At 73.0% G+C, this 16,506-nt stretch carries 16 protein-coding genes and 2 pseudogenes; 7 read left to right on the top strand and 11 right to left on the bottom strand.

All coding sequences use genetic code 11. The features are described from left to right. The first annotated feature begins 339 nt into the window (after positions 1-339). Positions 340-1,143 carry a 2-cyclohexenylcarbonyl CoA isomerase gene (gene chcB / locus CCN72_RS00360; protein WP_086805823.1) on the top strand — a complete coding sequence of 268 codons (804 nt, stop codon included), beginning with the start codon at positions 340-342 and terminating at the stop codon, positions 1,141-1,143. 49 nt (positions 1,144-1,192) lie between these two features. Here the strand turns inward: chcB and CCN72_RS00355 are convergent, their stop codons facing one another. Beyond that, positions 1,193-1,774, bottom strand: a complete 582-nt coding sequence (locus CCN72_RS00355) for a DNA-3-methyladenine glycosylase I (protein WP_086805822.1) — start codon at positions 1,772-1,774, stop codon at positions 1,193-1,195. Continuing rightward, positions 1,771-2,130 carry a DivIVA domain-containing protein gene (locus CCN72_RS00350; RefSeq protein ID WP_037659991.1) on the bottom strand — a complete coding sequence of 120 codons (360 nt, stop codon included), beginning with the start codon at positions 2,128-2,130 and terminating at the stop codon, positions 1,771-1,773. The genes CCN72_RS00355 and CCN72_RS00350 overlap by 4 nt, the downstream gene beginning before the upstream one ends. Before the next feature lie 137 nt (positions 2,131-2,267). Between CCN72_RS00350 and folP the strand changes: the two genes are divergently transcribed. Continuing rightward, complete coding sequence (gene folP / locus CCN72_RS00345; RefSeq protein WP_086805821.1) at positions 2,268-3,128, top strand: dihydropteroate synthase; 861 nt, start codon at positions 2,268-2,270, stop codon at positions 3,126-3,128. 15 nt (positions 3,129-3,143) lie between these two features. On the opposite strand, the gene CCN72_RS00340 is transcribed toward folP, so the two are convergent. Then, positions 3,144-3,902 carry an LOG family protein gene (locus CCN72_RS00340; protein ID WP_085566400.1) on the bottom strand — a complete coding sequence of 253 codons (759 nt, stop codon included), beginning with the start codon at positions 3,900-3,902 and terminating at the stop codon, positions 3,144-3,146. Positions 3,903-4,008: 106 nt separating this feature from the next. After that, positions 4,009-5,088: a succinyl-diaminopimelate desuccinylase gene (gene dapE, locus CCN72_RS00335; protein WP_086805820.1), complete on the bottom strand. Its 1,080-nt coding sequence runs from the start codon at positions 5,086-5,088 to the stop codon at positions 4,009-4,011. A 97-nt stretch (positions 5,089-5,185) separates the two neighbouring features. Here dapE and CCN72_RS00330 point away from each other — a divergent pair, with 97 nt between their 5' ends. After that, positions 5,186-6,178, top strand: a complete 993-nt coding sequence (locus tag CCN72_RS00330) for a VldE C-terminal domain-containing protein (RefSeq protein ID WP_208637880.1) — start codon at positions 5,186-5,188, stop codon at positions 6,176-6,178. Positions 6,179-6,468: 290 nt separating this feature from the next. Next, on the top strand, positions 6,469-6,885 hold the full coding sequence (locus CCN72_RS00325; RefSeq protein WP_085566398.1) for an ATP-binding protein: 417 nt from the start codon (positions 6,469-6,471) through the stop codon (positions 6,883-6,885). 175 nt (positions 6,886-7,060) lie between these two features. On the opposite strand, the gene CCN72_RS00320 is transcribed toward CCN72_RS00325, so the two are convergent. Both CCN72_RS00320 and fdxA read right to left on the bottom strand, forming a co-directional pair. After that, entirely contained in the window at positions 7,061-8,155 is a 1,095-nt protein-coding gene (locus CCN72_RS00320) for a bifunctional succinyldiaminopimelate transaminase/glutamate-prephenate aminotransferase (RefSeq protein ID WP_086805819.1), read from the bottom strand. Positions 8,156-8,277: 122 nt separating this feature from the next. Beyond that, on the bottom strand, positions 8,278-8,598 hold the full coding sequence (fdxA, locus tag CCN72_RS00315; protein WP_030746389.1) for a ferredoxin: 321 nt from the start codon (positions 8,596-8,598) through the stop codon (positions 8,278-8,280). A 140-nt stretch (positions 8,599-8,738) separates the two neighbouring features. Here fdxA and CCN72_RS00310 point away from each other — a divergent pair, with 140 nt between their 5' ends. After that, positions 8,739-9,758, top strand: a complete 1,020-nt coding sequence (locus CCN72_RS00310; protein ID WP_086805818.1) for a GNAT family N-acetyltransferase — start codon at positions 8,739-8,741, stop codon at positions 9,756-9,758. A 36-nt stretch (positions 9,759-9,794) separates the two neighbouring features. Next, positions 9,795-10,661 (top strand): SirB1 family protein, encoded by an 867-nt coding sequence (locus tag CCN72_RS00305; protein ID WP_086805817.1) that lies wholly within the window; start codon positions 9,795-9,797, stop codon positions 10,659-10,661. 42 nt (positions 10,662-10,703) lie between these two features. Here CCN72_RS00305 and CCN72_RS00300 read toward each other — a convergent pair whose 3' ends face one another. From CCN72_RS00300 to CCN72_RS00280, 5 genes and pseudogenes are all read right to left on the bottom strand, one after another. Next, the gene (locus CCN72_RS00300; RefSeq protein WP_085566394.1) at positions 10,704-11,318 is read right to left on the bottom strand and encodes a response regulator transcription factor; all 615 of its coding nucleotides are present in this window, start codon (positions 11,316-11,318) and stop codon (positions 10,704-10,706) included. After that, entirely contained in the window at positions 11,315-12,508 is a 1,194-nt protein-coding gene (locus CCN72_RS00295; RefSeq protein ID WP_086805836.1) for a sensor histidine kinase, read from the bottom strand. Before CCN72_RS00295 ends, CCN72_RS00300 begins: the two co-directional genes overlap by 4 nt. A gap of 5 nt (positions 12,509-12,513) precedes the next feature. Further along, positions 12,514-13,251, bottom strand: coding sequence for an ABC transporter permease (locus tag CCN72_RS00290; protein WP_086805816.1), 738 nt, complete (start codon positions 13,249-13,251; stop codon positions 12,514-12,516). After that, the gene (locus CCN72_RS00285) at positions 13,248-14,180 is read right to left on the bottom strand and encodes an ABC transporter ATP-binding protein (protein ID WP_172427623.1); all 933 of its coding nucleotides are present in this window, start codon (positions 14,178-14,180) and stop codon (positions 13,248-13,250) included. The genes CCN72_RS00290 and CCN72_RS00285 overlap by 4 nt, the downstream gene beginning before the upstream one ends. A gap of 220 nt (positions 14,181-14,400) precedes the next feature. Further along, positions 14,401-16,233, bottom strand: a pseudogene (locus CCN72_RS00280) (hypothetical protein); the annotation flags it as partial. Between CCN72_RS00280 and CCN72_RS00275 the strand changes: the two are divergent. Continuing rightward, positions 16,225-16,506: pseudogene (locus tag CCN72_RS00275) on the top strand (hypothetical protein); the annotation flags it as partial. The pseudogenes CCN72_RS00280 and CCN72_RS00275 overlap by 9 nt on opposite strands.

Below are 16,506 nucleotides of genomic sequence, written 5' to 3'. Positions count from 1 at the left end.
TGCCGTTGGCACCCGGCGGGCACCCGCGGGACCGAACCGGACACGCGACACCGGCATCGAACAGATTGCTTCTAAGCCATTATCCCGCATCTCAGGACCCGATGACCAACATCGGTCGGCATCGCTTGGGCAACGCGCGCGAGCAAAACCACTCAATTCGGGGATGTGGCTGCGATACTGCGCCACCGCACGGACGGCCTTCGGCCACCCGGGGCCCGGTTTTCTTTGACGCAGCTCACACCCGCCGGCGGGCCCTTGGCCGGTGATCTCCGACATGCTGTGATCGGACAGGGACGTACCGAGCGGTACGTCACCACCGCGAACCGGAGGGGATGCGCCATGGCCGACACCGTGCTCTACGAGGTGAGCGACGGGCTCGCGACGATCACGCTGAACCGCCCCGAGGCGATGAACGCGCTGAACGTGACGACCAAGGTCGCGCTGCGCGAGGCGGCCGAGGAAGCGGCCCGTGACACGGCCGTACGGGCGATCCTGCTGACCGCCGCCGGGGACCGGGCGTTCTGTGTGGGCCAGGACCTCAAGGAGCACATCGGGCTGCTGGCGCAGGACCGGGAAACCGGGTCCGAGCAGACGATGAGCACGGTCGGCGAGCACTACAACCCGATCGTGCGGGCGCTGGCGGGGGCGGCCAAGCCGGTGGTCGCCGCGGTGAACGGCGTCGCGGCGGGGGCGGGCTTCGGGTTCGCGCTCGCGGCGGACTACCGGATCGTCGCCGACACCGCGTCCTTCAACAGCTCGTTCGTGGGTGTCGCGCTGACCGGGGACTCCGGGATCTCCTGGACCCTGCCGCGGGTGGTCGGGCCGAGCCGCGCGCAGGACCTGCTGCTGTTCCCGCGCAGCATCGGCGCGCAGGACGCGCTGGAGCTGGGGATCGCCAACCGGGTGGTGCCCGCGGCCGAGCTGCGGGCCGAGGCCGAGAAGGTGGCGCGCAAGCTGGCCTCGGGGCCGACGGTCGCCTACGCGGCGATCAAGGAGGCGGTGGCCTTCGGGCTGACGCACTCCCTGGAGGAGACGCTCCACAAGGAGGACGAACTCCAGACGCGGGCCGGGCAGTCCGAGGACCACCTGATCGCGGTGCAGGCGTTCGTGAACAAGGAGAAGCCCAAGTACCTGGGGCGGTGACGCGCCCCTGATCGCTGGTCCTTGGCCGCTGCTCCTCAGCCGTTGTTCCTCAGCCCTTGTTCCTCGCCACGCACGTCTCCAGGTGGTCGTTCACCAGACCGCACGCCTGCATCAGGGCGTACGCCGTGGTCGGGCCGACGAACTTCAGGCCCCGCTTCTTCAACCCCTTGGACAGGGCGGTGGATTGCGGGGTCACCGCCGGTACGTCCGCCAGAGTCCTGGGGGCCGGGCGGCCGGCCGGGTCGGGGGCGTGGGACCAGATCAGCTCGTCCAGGTCGCCGGCCGCCCAGTCGGCGAGGACACGGGCGTTGGCGAGGGTGGCGTCGATCTTGGCGCGGTTGCGGATGATGCCCGGGTCGGCCAGCAGGCGCTCGCGGTCCTCGTCGGTGAAGGCGGCCACCTTCTCGATGCGGAAGCCCGCGAAGGCGGTACGGAAGCCCGGCCGGCGGCGCAGGATGGTGATCCAGGACAGGCCGGACTGGAACGCCTCCAGGCAGAGCCGCTCGAAGAGGGCGTCGTCGCCGTGGACCGGGCGGCCCCACTCCTCGTCGTGGTACGCCACGTAGTCGTCGGTGGACAGGGCCCAGGGGCAGCGCGGCGCGCCGTCCGGGCCCACGATGGCGGCGGTCACTGCTGGTCCTCCGGGTGCCGGGACTTGTCGAGGGTGGGGCGGGTGGCGGCGGCGCGGGCGCCGGCCAGCGCGGACTCCAGGCCCGCGATCCGGGCGTCGCGCTCGGCGAGTTCGGCGCCGAGGCGGCCGAGGGCGTCGTCGACGTCGGACATGCGGTAGCCGCGCACGGCGAGCGGGAAACGCAGGCTCTCCACGTCCTCGCGGCCCACCGGCCGGTCGGCGGGCAGTGGGTCCTGGAGCCGCTCGGGCGCGGCCTCGGGCAGCGGGCCGCTCTCATTGCCGCCGCCCACCACGGCGAGGGTCACCGCGGCGACCACGACGGCCAGTGCGATGACCAGGAACAGGAACATCACCATCGTCTGGAGGCCCCCAGCTCGGGTGCCGGCACGGTGCCGGACGCGGAATCTGTCAGCTCCGATCGTGCCATGCGCATCCGACAGTTAGGGTCACTGGCGGTCGCAGTGCCGGACGTACGAGGAAGAGGTCACAGCGGATGCTCAGGCTGGGCAGGCGGGAATTCGGACCGCACGAACGAGTGATCATGGCGATCGTGAACCGGACTCCCGACTCCTTCTACGACCGCGGGGCGACGTTCCGCGACGAGCCGGCCCTGGCGCGGGTCGAGCAGGCGGTGGCCGAGGGCGCCGCGATCATCGACATCGGCGGGGTGAAGGCGGGCCCCGGCGAGGAGGTCTCCGCCGAGGAGGAGGCGCGGCGCACGGTCGGCTTCGTGGCCGAGGTGCGGCGCCGGTTCCCGGACGTGGTGATCAGCGTGGACACCTGGCGGGCCGAGGTCGGCGAGGCGGTGTGCGCGGCGGGCGCCGATCTGCTGAACGACGCGTGGGGCGGCGCGGACCCGGGCCTCGCGGAGGTCGCGGCGCGCCACCGGGTGGGGCTGGTGTGCACCCACGCGGGCGGCGCCGAGCCGCGCACCCGTCCGCACCGGGTGACGTACGACGACGTCATGGCGGACGTCCTGGAGGTGACCGTGGGCCTCGCGGAGCGCGCGGTGGCGCTCGGGGTGCCCCGGGAGTCGGTGCTGATCGATCCCGGGCACGACTTCGGCAAGAACACCCGGCACAGCCTGGAGGCGACGCGGCGGCTGGACGAGATGGTCGCGGCGGGCTGGCCGGTGCTGGTGTCGCTGTCCAACAAGGACTTCGTCGGGGAGACGCTGGACCGGCCGGTCAAGGAGCGGCTGATCGGCACGCTGGCGACGACGGCGGTGTCCTCCTGGCTCGGGGCGATGGTCTACCGGGTCCATGAGGTCGCCGAGACCCGCCAGGTCCTCGACATGGTCTCCGCCATCGCGGGCCACCGCCCCCCTGCGGTGGCCCGGCGCGGCCTGGCCTGATCCGAACGGGAGGCCCTAGCGGGCGGCCTCCTTGGAGACCAGGGCCACCGCCTCGTCCACCTCGTCCGTGACGTGGAAGAGCAGGAGATCCTTCTCCATGGCCTTGCCGGTGGCCACCAGGGTGTTCTTGAGCCAGTCGACCAGGCCGCCCCAGTACTCGCTGCCGAAGAGGACGATCGGGAAGCGGGTGACCTTCTGGGTCTGCACCAGGGTCAGTGCCTCGAAGAGCTCGTCCAGGGTGCCGAGGCCGCCGGGCAGCACCACGAACCCCTGGGCATACTTCACAAACATCATTTTCCGGACAAAGAAGTACCGGAAGTTCAGCCCGATGTCGACGTAGGGGTTCAGCCCCTGCTCGAAGGGCAGCTCGATGCCGAGCCCGACCGAGACGCCGCCCGCCTCGCACGCGCCCTTGTTGGCGGCCTCCATCGCGCCGGGACCGCCGCCGGTGATCACCGCCCAGCCGGCCCCCGCGAGACTGCGCCCGAGCCGCACCCCGGCGTCGTACTCCGGCGAGTCCACAGGGGTGCGGGCCGAGCCGAACACGCTGATCGCGGGCGGGAGTTCGGCCAGTGTGCCGAAGCCCTCGATGAACTCCGACTGGATGCGCAGCACCCGCCAGGGATCGGTGTGCACCCAGTCGGAGGGGCCGCCCGCGTCCAGCAGCCGCTGATCGGTGGTGCTCGGCGTCACCTGCCCCCGCCGCCGCAGGACCGGACCGAGCCGCTGCTCGTCCGGCGGCTGCTTCTTGCCCTCGGGGTTCCCGGTAGGCATATGCGCTCCCTCCGCTTGCCGGTGGTTCGCCATCAGCCTAGATCTACGCGGGTTAAGCAGGGGGGACATATTCATGTCCGCCAGGCGGGCGCCACCCGCGAGCGGGTCACGCGGTGAGCCAGTTCACCAGCCGTTCCTCGGCCTTGAGGATCTTGGCGGTCTCCACCCGTTCGTCCCGCTTGTGCGCCAGGTGCGGGTTGCCGGGGCCGTAGTTGACCGCGGGGATGCCGAGCGCGGCGAAGCGGGAGACGTCCGTCCAGCCGTACTTGGGGCGCGGGATGCCGCCGACCGCCTCGATGAAAGCGGCCGCGGCCGGGTGGGAGAGGCCGGGCAGCGCGCCGCCGCTGTGGTCGTCGACCACGAACTCGGCCACCCCGCAGTCCGCGAACACCTCGCGGACGTGCGCGATCGCCTCCTCCTCGGTGCGGTCGGGGGCGTAGCGGAAGTTGACGGTGACCACGCACTCGTCGGGGATGACATTGCCCGCGACCCCACCGCCGATGCGCACGGCGTTCAGGCCCTCGCGGTACTCCAGGCCGTCGATCACCGGGTAGCGGGGCTCGTAGGCGGCCAGGCGGGCCAGGATCGGCGCGGCCGCGTGGATGGCGTTGGCGCCCATCCAGGAGCGCGCGGAGTGCGCCCGCTCGCCCTCCGTGCGCAGCAGCATCCGCAGGGTGCCCTGGCAGCCGCCCTCGACCTCGCCGTCGGAGGGCTCCAGGAGCACCGCGAAATCGCCCGCCAGCCACTCCGGACGGGCCTCGGCGACATGGCGCAGGCCGTTGAGGTGGGCCGCGACCTCCTCGTTGTCGTAGAACACGAAGGTCAGATCGCGGTTGGGGGCCAAGACGGTGGCCGCGATGCGCAGCTGGACCGCCACGCCCGACTTCATGTCGCAGGTGCCGCAGCCCCACAGCACGCCGTCCTCGTCCAGGCGCGAGGGCACGTTGTCCGCGATCGGCACGGTGTCGATGTGCCCGGCCAGGACGACCCGCTCGGCGCGGCCCAGGTTCGTACGGGCGATCACGTTGTTGCCGTAGCGGTCCACCGTCAGATGCGGCAGGGCGCGCAGCGCGGTCTCGATGGCGTCCGCGAGCGGCTTCTCGGTGCCGCTCTCGGAGGCGAGGTCCACGAGCCGCGCGGTCAGCGTGGCGGCGTCCAGCGTGAGGTCAAGCGAGGTGTCGGCCATGGCTTTGACCCTAGCGCGCCACCCCGGGACACCCCGTTCGCGCGCGCGGTGACGGACCGCTGCCGAGCGGTGGCGGTCGCTCCGCTACCTTGTACGCGTGTCACAGCCGTCCCCCACCCGTCCCAAGCGCCGCGGCCGCCTTCTCCGGTTCTCCGCGGCCCTGTTGGTCCTGTGCGGTGTCGCCGCCTACCTCGTGGTGCAGTACGTCACCGGAGGCGGCGGTTCACACGGCTGCAAGGTGGTCTCGGCCACCGGCGCCGGGACGTCGTACGAGTTCACGCCCGAGCAGGCGGCGAACGCGGCGACGATCGCCGCGGTCGGCACCGGCCGGAACATGCCCGAGCGGGCCGTGACGATCGCGCTCGCCACCGCGCTCCAGGAGTCGGGGCTGCGCAACATCGAGCACGGCGACCGGGATTCGCTCGGCCTGTTCCAGCAGCGGCCCTCGCAGGGCTGGGGCAGCGCGCAGCAGATCATGGACCCCACGTACGCGGCCGGGATCTTCTACGCCCATCTGGCGAAGGTGCCCGACTACGCGGATCTGCCGCTCACCGTGGCCGCGCAGAAGGTGCAGCGCAGCGGCTACCCGGAGGCGTACGCCAAGCACGAGCCGGACGCCGAGCTGCTGTCGGCCGCGCTGACCGGGCAGTCGGCGGCCACGCTGACCTGTGACGGGCGCTTCGACCCGGCGGCCGAGGCGATCGGCCCGGACGCGGTACGGGCCGCGCTGGTACGGGACTTCGGGCGGGACGCGCTCCAGGAGACCGGTGCGGAGGTGGGCGGGACCCCGGTGCCCTCGCCGTCCCCCTCGCCGAGCGTGACGGCGACGGCGAGCGGGCGGACGGTGACCGTGCCGGTGCCGCTCGGCACGCGGACGGACGCGAGCGGGCGCGACGAGCGGGAGCGGGGGTGGCAGCTCGCGCACTGGGCGGTCGCCAACTCCTCGGCGCTGCACATCCAGCGGGTGACGTACGCCGGGCGAGTGTGGACCGCCGGGAGCGACGGCGGGGCGTGGCAGCAGATGCGTTCGCAGGGCGCCGCGGGGGCGGAGAAGTCCGTGGGCGTTGTCCGGATCGTGACCGGACAGTAGTACGGGTCATCGCGCCGACGGGTGGCGTCGGCGTTTCACACGCGGCCAAACGGGCGAGTCGAGAAACTCGGCCGGGAGCCCTTGCGGCTCAAGGGGCGGAAGGATTCTGCTGGGCGTTCTCGCGGACGCCCTTTGCCCGTTTTTATCCCCACCTGATAATGCGATGCGTTATCGGTTCTTTACCTGGGGCGTCCGCAACCTTCGGGGGCTTCGAGCGGTAGTCATGGCGTCCGAGCCCGGTGCCGGGTCCGGACGACAGAGATCGTTCTTCTCCCGTCGAATGGAGCATCATGTCCCTCCCCCTGACCCGCCGGATCGCCCGTGCCGCGCTGCTTGTCGCAGCGGGAGCGGCCGCCGGGGTCGGTGCGGCCGGCTCCGCCGGTGCGGCCACGAACCTGCCGGCCACCGCGAACCTGGGCGGTCTGACCGCGCTGGACGCGGCGCACGTCGGCGACACCGCCGACGGTGCCGCGGAGCACGTCACCTCGCTGGCGGGCGACGCGGGCGGCAACGCCGTGAAGACGGCCGTGCCGGCCGCGGGCAAGACGGCCGGCGGTGCCGTGAAGAAGACCGCTCCGGCGGCCCAGCAGGCCGCGGGCGGCGTCGCCGGCGCCGCGGGCAACGCCCTGGGCGACGCGGCCGCCGGCGCCACGAAGGGCGGCCTGCCGACCGCCAACCTGCCGATGCAGGGCCTGCCTCTCACCTGAGCCACGGCTGACCGGTGAACGGGGTCCAGGGGAATGCTCCCCTGGACCCCGTTCGGCGTTCCGCGTCGGCCGGGGCCAGGGTCTCGGATCGGCGCCCGGTGCTGTCGGCCGTGCCCACCCGTTCCGCCCTGCGGAACGTCTGCCCACGGCAATGGCGTACGGCGGTAGCGGTCCCCTATCGCAGTCGCGCGACCGCCGCCGCGATCCGTTCGTCCGTCGCCGTCAGGGCCACGCGCACGAAGGTGTCGCCCGCCGGGCCGTAGAAGTCGCCGGGGGCGACCAGGACGCCCAGGTCGGCCAGGTGGGCGACGGTGGTCCAGCAGGGCTCGTCGCGGGTGGCCCACAGGTAGAGGCTGGCCTCGCTGTGCTCGATGCGGAAGCCGTGGGACAGCAGGGCCGAGCGCAGCGCCTCGCGACGGGCGGCGTAGCGGGCCCGCTGCTCGTGGACATGGGCGTCGTCGCCCAGCGCGGCCACCACGGCGGCCTGGGTCGGCGCGGAGGTCATCATGCCGCCGTGCTTGCGGATCTCCAGAAGCGGGCCCAGGACGGCCGGGTCGCCCGCGATGAAGGCGGCGCGGTAGCCGGCCAGGTTGGAGCGCTTGGAGAGCGAGTGGACGGCCACGATGCCGTCGTAGGAGCCGCCGTTGACGTCCGGGTGCAGCACCGAGACCGGGTCGGCCTCCCAGCCCAGCTCCAGGTAGCACTCGTCGGAGACGACCAGGACGCCGTGGGCGCGGGCCCAGGCGACGATCTCCGTCAGCTCTTCCTTGCCCAGCACCTGGCCCGTCGGGTTGGACGGGGAGTTCAGCCAGAGCAGCTTCAGACCGGCCGGGTCGAGGTCGCGCGGGTCGTCGTACGTCTCGTACTCCGCGCGGGCGAGGCGCGCGCCGACCTCGTACGTCGGGTACGCGAGGCGCGGGTAGGCCACCCGGTCGCCGGGGCCGAGGCCCAGTTGGGTCGGCAGCCAGGCCACCAGCTCCTTGGAGCCGACGACCGGCAGCACATGCCGGTGGGTGACCTCGCGGGCGCCCAGCCGGCGCTCCAGCCAGCCGCAGATCGCGTCCCGCAGCGCGGGCGTGCCCCAGACGGTCGGATAGCCCGGTGAGTCGGCCGCGTCGATCAGGGCCTTCTGGACCAGCTCGGGGACCGGGTCGACCGGGGTGCCGACGGAGAGGTCGACGATGCCGTCCGGATGGGCCGCGGCCGTCTTCTTGTACGGCTCCAGCTTGTCCCAGGGAAAAGTGGGAAGCCGGTCGGAGACTGCGGACACGATCAGTGGCTCACTTTCGTCTGGTGCGGCAAACGCCTCGGTCCCGTGCGGCGGTGATCAGGGCGATCGGGGCCGTACGGGACCGAGGCGGCGCGTTCGCGGGCCGCTTGGGCGCTAAACGGTCACTCGCCCTGCGGCGGCAGCGCGGCGACGAAGGGGTGGTCGCGCTCGATCAGCCCCAGCTTGCTGGCGCCGCCGGGCGAGCCCAGCTCGTCGAAGAACTCGACGTTCGCCTTGTAGTAGTCCTTCCACTCCTCGGGAGTGTCGTCCTCGTAGAAGATCGCCTCGACCGGGCAGACCGGCTCACAGGCACCACAGTCGACGCATTCGTCCGGGTGGATGTACAAGGACCGCTGGCCCTCGTAGATGCAGTCGACCGGGCACTCCTCGATGCACGCCTTGTCCTTGACGTCGACACAAGGCTGCGCGATGACGTAGGTCACGCTGTCGTTCCTCCTCGATAGGGCGCTGGCGGGCCTCCTCAGGCTCCGCCGCCTGGCGCGCGGGAGCGCGGCGTCGTCGATGCCCGCCCCTAGTATCTCCGTTCCGGAGCATGATCCGAACAGGAGGGGTGAACTGACCGGTGGAAATCTCGGCACAAGGGCGCCTGGAAGTCCGAATCACCCCCGCCGACGTGGGAAAACGCGTCTCCGTACGGCGGTTGAGCGAACCCGGTGCGGCGCGGGAGAAGTTCACCGACACGGTGGGCGTTCTCACATCTTGGGATCATGGCGTGCTCATGATCACACAGCGCGGCGGGACGAGTGTCCGGTTTCCGGAAAGCTCGCTCGTGGCGGGAAAGATCGTACCGGCCGCCCCGGCGCGCCGCAGGGGTCCGGCGGCGGGCTACGAGGAGCTGGCGCGGGTCACCTCGCGCGGCTGGCGCCCGGTGGAGAGCGAGCGGCTCGGAGAGTGGGAGCTGAGGGCCGCCGGAGGGTACACACGGCGCGCCAACAGCGTGCTGCCGCTGGGTGATCCCGGCCGTCCGCTCGACGCGGCGCTCGCGGCCGTACGACGCTGGTACGGCGAGCGCGGGCTGCCCGCCTACGTGCAGACCGCGACGGGCGCCGAGGGCACGCAGGAGCTGCTCGGCGCGGAGCTGGAGCGGCGCGGCTGGGTGCGGGAGGTGAGCGCCGAGGTGTGGATCGGTGCGCTGGCCCCGCTCGGTGACCGGCCCGAGGGCGCGGACGTGGTCCTCGCCCGGGAGGCGGACGAGGCGTGGCTCGCGCGGTACCAGCGCAAGGGGGTGAGCGAGGTGGCCCTGCGGGTGCTCTCGGCAGGTCCCTCGGTGTGGTTCGCCACCGTGCCGGGCGGGCCGGGCGGGGCCCCGGCGGCGATCGGCCGGTGTGTCGTGGACGGGCGCTGGGCCGGTTTCGCCGCCGTCGAGGTGGACCCCGACAGACGGCGGCAGGGCCTGGCCACCGAGGTGATGGCCGCGCTCGCCCGCCGGGCACTGGCCGAGGGCGCCTCGGCCGGCTGGCTCCAGGTGGAGAGCGACAACGCGCCCGCGCGGGCCCTGTACACGGGCCTGGGCTTCTCCCGGCACCACGCCTACCACCACTTCCGGGAGCCGCAGGATCAGCCCGCACACGGCCCGTCGTAGACATTCCCCCGGCTCCCGGAAGGGCGAGAACCCGCCATGTCCCACCCGTATCTGCCGCCCCCGTACCCGCCGCCGCCCGAGCGGTCCGCCGAGGTGCGGGCCCGGTTCGCCGAGGAGGCCAAGTCGCCGCGGCCGGACCTGGCGGCGCTGTGCCTGCTGATCGGCGCGGAGGCGGACGGCTCGCTGGACGAGGCCGGGATCGACACCGCGCAGGCGGAGCTGGACCGGCTCGCGGGCGAGCTGCCGTACCGGCCCGGCGGTCCGCGCGCCTGGGCCGAGGCGGTACGGCGGCTGCTCGGCGGACGCTACGAGTTCCACGGCACCCCCGGCGACTACCAGCGCCTGGAGTCCTCGCTGCTGCACGAGGTGCTGCGGCGCCGCCGCGGGCTGCCGATCCTGCTGTCGGTGGTGTGGCTGGAGGTGGCCCGGCGGGCCGGGGCCCCGGTGTACGGGGTCGCGCTGCCGGGGCACTTCGTGGTCGGGTTCGGGGCGCCCGGGGAGCAGGTGCTGGCCGACCCGTTCGAGGGCGGCCGGGTGCTCAGCGGGCCGGACGCCGAGCTGCTGGTGGTGGGCGCGACCGGGGCCCCGCTGGACCCCGGGATGCTGGAGCCCGCGCCGCCGCTGGAGGTCGTCCAGCGCATCCTGAACAACATCCGCGCGTGGGCCGCGGCCCGCCCCGAGCGCTCGGACGTGGCGCTGCGCGCGGTGGAGCTGTCGCTGCTGATCCCGGCCCACCCGGCGCGGCTGCGCTACGAGCGCGGGCAACTGCTGGTGCAGCGCGGTCAGTTCACGGCCGGTGCGGACGAACTGGACGCGTACGCCGAGCTGATCGAGGTCGTCGACGAACCGGCCGCCGAACGGGTACGGCACCAGGCCCGCACCGCCCGGTCCAAGCTCAACTGAACTGCCGTACCGGCGGCTTCCGGCCCCTCGTACCGGCTGCTTCTACAGCCAGCCCTTCTCCCGCGCGGTGCGCACCGCCTCCGCCCGGTTGCGGACGGCGAGCTTCTGGATGGCGGTGGAGAGGTAGTTGCGGACCGTGCCCTGGGACAGGTGCAGGGCCTTGGCCAGTTCGGCGTTGGTGGAGCCGTCGGCCGCGGCGCGCAGCACCTCCCGCTCGCGTTCGGTGAGCGGGTTCGCGCCCTCGGCGAGCGCGGCGGCGGCCAGCGTGGGGTCGATGACCCGCTCCCCGGCGAGCACCTTGCGTACGGCGGCGGCGAGTTGGGCGGCGGGCGCGTCCTTGACGAGGAAGGCGTCGGCGCCCGCCTCCATGGCGCTGCGCAGATAGCCGGGCCGCCCGAAGGTGGTCAGCACCACCAACTTGACCCGGGGGAAGTCCCGGTGGACCCGGGCCGCGGCCTCGATGCCGGTGCAGCCCGGCATCTCGATGTCCAGCAGCGCCACGTCCACGTCGTGCGCCGCGACCGCGCCGAGCACCTCGTCCCCGCGCGCGACCTGCGCGACGACCTCGATGTCGTCCTCCAGGCCGAGCAGCGCGGCCAGCGCCTCGCGGACCATGGACTGGTCCTCGGCCAGCAGGACCCTGATGGTGCTCGTCATGCCCCGGATCCTACGTCCCCGGTGTGCGCCACGGGCACGCGGGCGACCAGCCGGAAGCCGTGCTTGACCCGGCCCGCCTCCAGCGTTCCGCCGGCCTTCTCCAGGCGTTCGGTCAGCCCGGTCAGACCGTTGCCGAAGCCGCCGTTGCCGGTGCCCGATCCGTCGTCCTCGACGGCGAGTTCGAGCATCAGGCCGTCCAGCGTCTGGCGGTGGGTGAGCCGTACGGCGCACCGGTCGGCGCCGCTGTGCCGCACCACGTTGGTGACCGCCTCGCGCAGCGCCCAGGCGAGCGCCGACTCGGCCTCCTCGGGCACCCCGGCGAGGTCGGGTTCGGGCGGCAGTTCGGCGGTGACACCCGCGGCCGTGAGGGCCACCTGGGTGCCGGCCAGCTCGACGGCGAGCCGGGGGCGCCGGTAGCCGGTGACGGCCTCCCGGACGTCCACCAGGGCCTGGCGGCTGACCTGTTCGATGTCGTTGACCTGCTGGGCCGCCTTGTCGGGGTGCTCGGGCAGCATCCGCCCGGCCAGCTCGCTCTTGAGCGTGATCAGGGAGAGCGAGTGGCCCAGCAGATCGTGCAGGTCGCGGGCGAGGCGCAGCCGCTCCTCGTTGGCGGCGAGCTGGGCGACGGTGGCCCGGGCCTTGCGCAACTCGATCGTGGTGCGCACCAGTTGGCCCACGCCGACCATCGCGAACCCGATGAGCACGACCATCAGCATGTTGTCGTCGACCGAGTAGACGCCCCAGCGCAGTCCGACCAGGTACATCACGACGGCGGAGCCGGGGATCGCCCAGTACGCCAGGCGCAGCGGCAGGGTCGCCCCGCAGGCCACCGAGAGGTAGACGAACAGCCCGCTCCACTGGGTGCCCAGGCCGTAGGTCAGGGCGGGCGCGAGCACCAGCAGGGTGCCGAGCAGCAGGGCCACCGTCCGGGGCGCGAAGGGCGCGCCCATCTGCCGGAAGACCAGGGTGAGATAGGCGCACACGAAGACGGTGAGGCCGATCGTGCCCGCCACGGTGCCGGCCGTGGTGTGCCGGCCGCCGGTCAGGTCCTGGATCGGGGAGCTGAGGAAGACCAGCCAGACGGCGATCCACAGCGCCTTCACCAGCAGCTCGCGCCGCCCCTGTACGCCCTGTCCGATCCGGACCTGTGTCTCCGGCCGGCCCCCGGCCGCCTTCGGGTCTTCCGTCATGGTGCTCACGCCTTCAGCGTGTCCTTCCGGTACAGCCAGGCCGCGCCGCCCGCGAAGAGGACGAAGTACACGGCGAGGACGGCGATGTCCGTGGTGTGCGGGGCCTGGCTCTGCTCGATGGCCCGGCCCAGCGCGGCGTACGCGTGGGTGGGCAGCCACTTGGCGATGTCCTGGAGGAACTGCGGGAACGTGGTCGTGGGCATCCACAGGCCGCCGAGGATCGACAGACCGAAGTACACGATCATGGTGATGGGGCGGACCGCGTCACCGGAGGCGAGGTAGCCGATGGCCACGCCGAGCGCGGCGAAGACCAGGCTGCCGGCCCAGATGATCCCGGTGAGCGCGAGCCACTGCCAGGCGTCCAGCCGTACGTCCTTGACCGCCGCGGCGACCAGGAAGACCACCACGATCGACGGCAGGCTCACCACGGCGGCGCTGGCGGTCTTGGCGAGGACGTAGCCGCGCCCGGGCAGCGGGGTCAGCCGCAGCTGCCGTACCCAGCCGCTCTCGCGCTCCTTGGCGATGCGCTCGCTGTTGCCCATCAGCACGGCGGTCAGGGCGCCGAAGGAGGCCATGGACACCATCATGTACGTGGCCACGGTCAGCCCGGTGCCGTCGATCTTGGCGTTGTCGGCGTTGCCCGCGATGATCAGGAAGAGGACCGCCGGGTAGAGCACCGAGAAGAACAGGAACTTCTTGTTGCGCAGGGCGCGGGTCAGTTCGAGCTTGATCAGAGAGTTCACGACTGCTTGGCCTCCTCGGCCTCCGTGATGGCGACGAACGCCTGCTCCAGGCCGAGGCCGGCGACCTCGAGATTGCGGGGGTAGAGGCCGAGGCCGTACAGGGCGTGCACGGTGGCGTCGGCGTCGGAGGACTGGATGCGCACGGTCTGCCCGGACACGTCGATGCCCGTCAGGAAGGGCAGGGCGCGCAGGGCGGCCGCGTCGACGGTGCCCTCCAGGTCGAAGGCGATCCGGCGGGCGCCCGCGCGGGCCTTGATCTCGGCGGCGGTGCCGTCGGCGAGGAGGCGGCCGCGGTGCAGCACCAGGACCCGGTCGGCGATGGCGTCGGCCTCTTCGAGGTAGTGCGTGGCGAACAGGACCGCCCGGCCCTGGTCGGCCTGCTCGCGCATGGTGGCCCAGAAGGCCTGGCGGGCGGAGACGTCCATGCCGGTGGTCGGCTCGTCCAGGATGATCAGATCGCTGTCGCCCGCGGTGGCGAGCGCGAAGCGGACGCGCTGGGCCTGGCCGCCGGAGAGCTTGTTGACCTTGCGGTCGGCGATCTGCGCGATGCCGGCGCGGGCCATCACATCGGCGGCCTTGTAGGGCCGCGGGTGCAGGGAGCAGGACAGCTTGACCAGCTCGGCCACCGTGACGTCGTCCATCAGGCCGCCGCTCTGCAGCATGGCCCCGACCCGCCCGGCCACGATCGCCTCGCGCGGGCTGGTGCCGAACACGGACACCGTGCCGGCGTCGGGCTGCTTGAGGCCGAGGAGCAGATCCAGGGTGGTGGACTTGCCCGCGCCGTTCGGGCCGAGCAGGGCCACGGTCTCCCCCGGGTGCAGCCGGAGCGAGAGCCCGTCGACGGCCCGTACCGTCCCGTACGTCTTGGTCACCTGGTCGAACCCGACCACCTCGGTGGTGGAGGTGGCCGGTACCGCTGTCGTTGTCATGTCGTCCATGGTGCCGTTACGGGGCGGGTGCCCGGCAGTGTCGGGGGTCCTGGGTGGCGGATGACAGATGTCATAGGGGTAGGGGTGACCGACCCCTAGGGGTCGCGTCCGCCCGGTCGCGTCCGCCGGGGCCGTGCCCGTACGGGTCGTACTCCGCAAGACTCTCAAGGGGCGCCCGGCAGGCCTGCCGGGCGCCCCTTGAGAGTCGTGTCGGCGCCCCTCAGTTGGGGTGCGTGCTGATCACCGCGACCCGGTTGGTCGTGCTGGTCAGCGCCTGGCGCATGGCCAGATAGACGTCCTGGGGGGTGACCGGCGTCTTCTTGCCGTTGCCCCGGGTGATCAGGACACCGTCGAAGGTCTGCCCGTAGAGCTCCTTGAGGGCCGGGTAGTTCGGCTTGTCGGTCAGCTTGCCGTTGACCGCGGCCACGCCGAGGAACTTCCACAGCGACTTCTGCGGGCTGAACATGACCGTCTGCCCCGTGTCGGTGCGCACGGTGACCGGAGCCGACATGGCCGGCTCCGCGAACTCCTTCATCTCGCGGCTGACCTCGGCGTCGGAGACCGCGGGCTGCCGGTTGGCGGTGGGCACGGTGATCACCGCGGAGTCACCCGTCTCCACCTCCGCGCGGTACGCCTGCTCGATCGCCCGGGTCGAGCGGGCCGCGTCGATGGCCGTACCCGCCTTGCCGTGCACGGCGACGGCCTTGCCGGCCTGGAAGGTGATGCCGCCGTCGACCACCGCGCCCGAGCCGGAGCCGCCGCCCGCCTGCTGGAGCGCGGCCTGGAGCTTCTCCTCGTCCACCGGCATGACCGGGTCGACCACGCGGTGCTGCCCGAAGAGCGTGCCGACCACGGAGACCGGGTTGTAGTCGCTCTTGGCGGCCGCGCTCGCGGTGGCCTGGAAGTCGAACTGGAGACCGGCGTTGGCCGGGGTGAGCATGACCGTACGGCCGCCCACGGAGAGCTTCAGCGGCTTGGCGACCCGGGAGCCGAACACGTCGTCCAGCTTCTTGACCGCGTCGTCACGGGTGCCGCCGCCGATGTCGACGCCGAGCACCGTGGTGCCCTTGGGCACATCGGTGTGGTTCATCAGCAGCCCGGCGCCGTAGACACCGCCCGCGATCACGACCAGGCCGACGCAGAGCAGGACCAGCTTGCTGCGGCCCTTCTTCTTCGGCTTGGCCGCCGCCTTGGGCGCGGCCGCGGCCGGCTCGGGCTTCGGCGCCACCGGAGCGGCCGGGCCACCGGGACCACCGGGGCCACCGGCCGGAGCCCCGAGGCCGCCGGGACCGCCGACGCCGAACGGGCCGCCGCTGCCGCCAGGGACCACCGGGATACCGCTGGTGACGGTGTGTCCGGAGACGTTGTCCGGGGCCCGGTAGCCGGGCGTGCCCGGTTCGGGGGCCGGCTTCTGCGGGGTGAGGATCGCGGTGTCGTCGCTGAGCCCGCCCCCGGGGCCGAGCCCGGCGCCCGGCACCCCGGCCGGTCCTTCGAGGTCGGCGATGTCCGTGAGGGCGCTGCGCCCGGCACCCTGATGCCCGTAGGGGCCCTCGGCGCCCGGCCGCAGCGGGCTGTCGCCGGTGACCGGACCGCCGGTCGGCCCTGCGGGCCCCTGCGGGCCGCCCCGGCCGCCCTGGCCGCCGGCGCCGTTCGCGCCGCCCGCGCCCGCGGTGCCGAAGGGGTCCTGGCCGCCCGCCGGGCCGTTCTCCGAGAAGTACGGCAGATCGTCACGGCGCGGCTCGCCGCCGCCCGCGTCGGAGGACCGGGAGCCGCCGCCCAGCGGGCCCGCGGCCAGCGCCTCGGTGACGTCGAAGGAGCCGGTGCCGCCGCCGTGCCCGGGGGCCACGGGGCCGCCGGTGGCGCCGGGCAGGCCCGCGCCGTTCGTCTTGCCCGAGGTGCGCCCTGGCACGCTCATGGAGCCGACCACGCCACCGGGGCGGGCGCCGCTGCCACCGGGCGCGCCCCCGGTGCCCTGGGCACCGGGGCGGGCGCCCGGCGCGCCCGCGGGGGCGCCGGAACCGCCGGGGTTCTTGGCCCCGCCCGCACCCGTGCCGACGCGGTCAAGAAGCTGGACGACGTGTTCGGCTCCCGGGTCGCCAAGCCGCTGAAGCTCTCCGTGGGCGGCCGTACGGTCATGCTCACCCCGGCCAACGCCGGTCTCCAGTTCGACTTCCAGGCCACCGCGAGCGCGGCCGCCAAGAGCGACTACAACCCGGTCTCCGTGGTCGGCACGCTCTTCGGGCAGCACCGCGTGGTCGACCCGGTCATGCCGGTGGACGAGGAGAAGCTCCAGGCCGCGCTCCAGCAGGCGGGCGGCGGCTCCGGC

Source organism: Streptomyces murinus (genome assembly GCF_002154555.1).
Classification (GTDB): domain Bacteria; phylum Actinomycetota; class Actinomycetes; order Streptomycetales; family Streptomycetaceae; genus Streptomyces; species Streptomyces murinus.
Note: the sequence above shows the minus strand (reverse complement) of the source record. Positions and strands in the feature narration are given on the sequence as shown.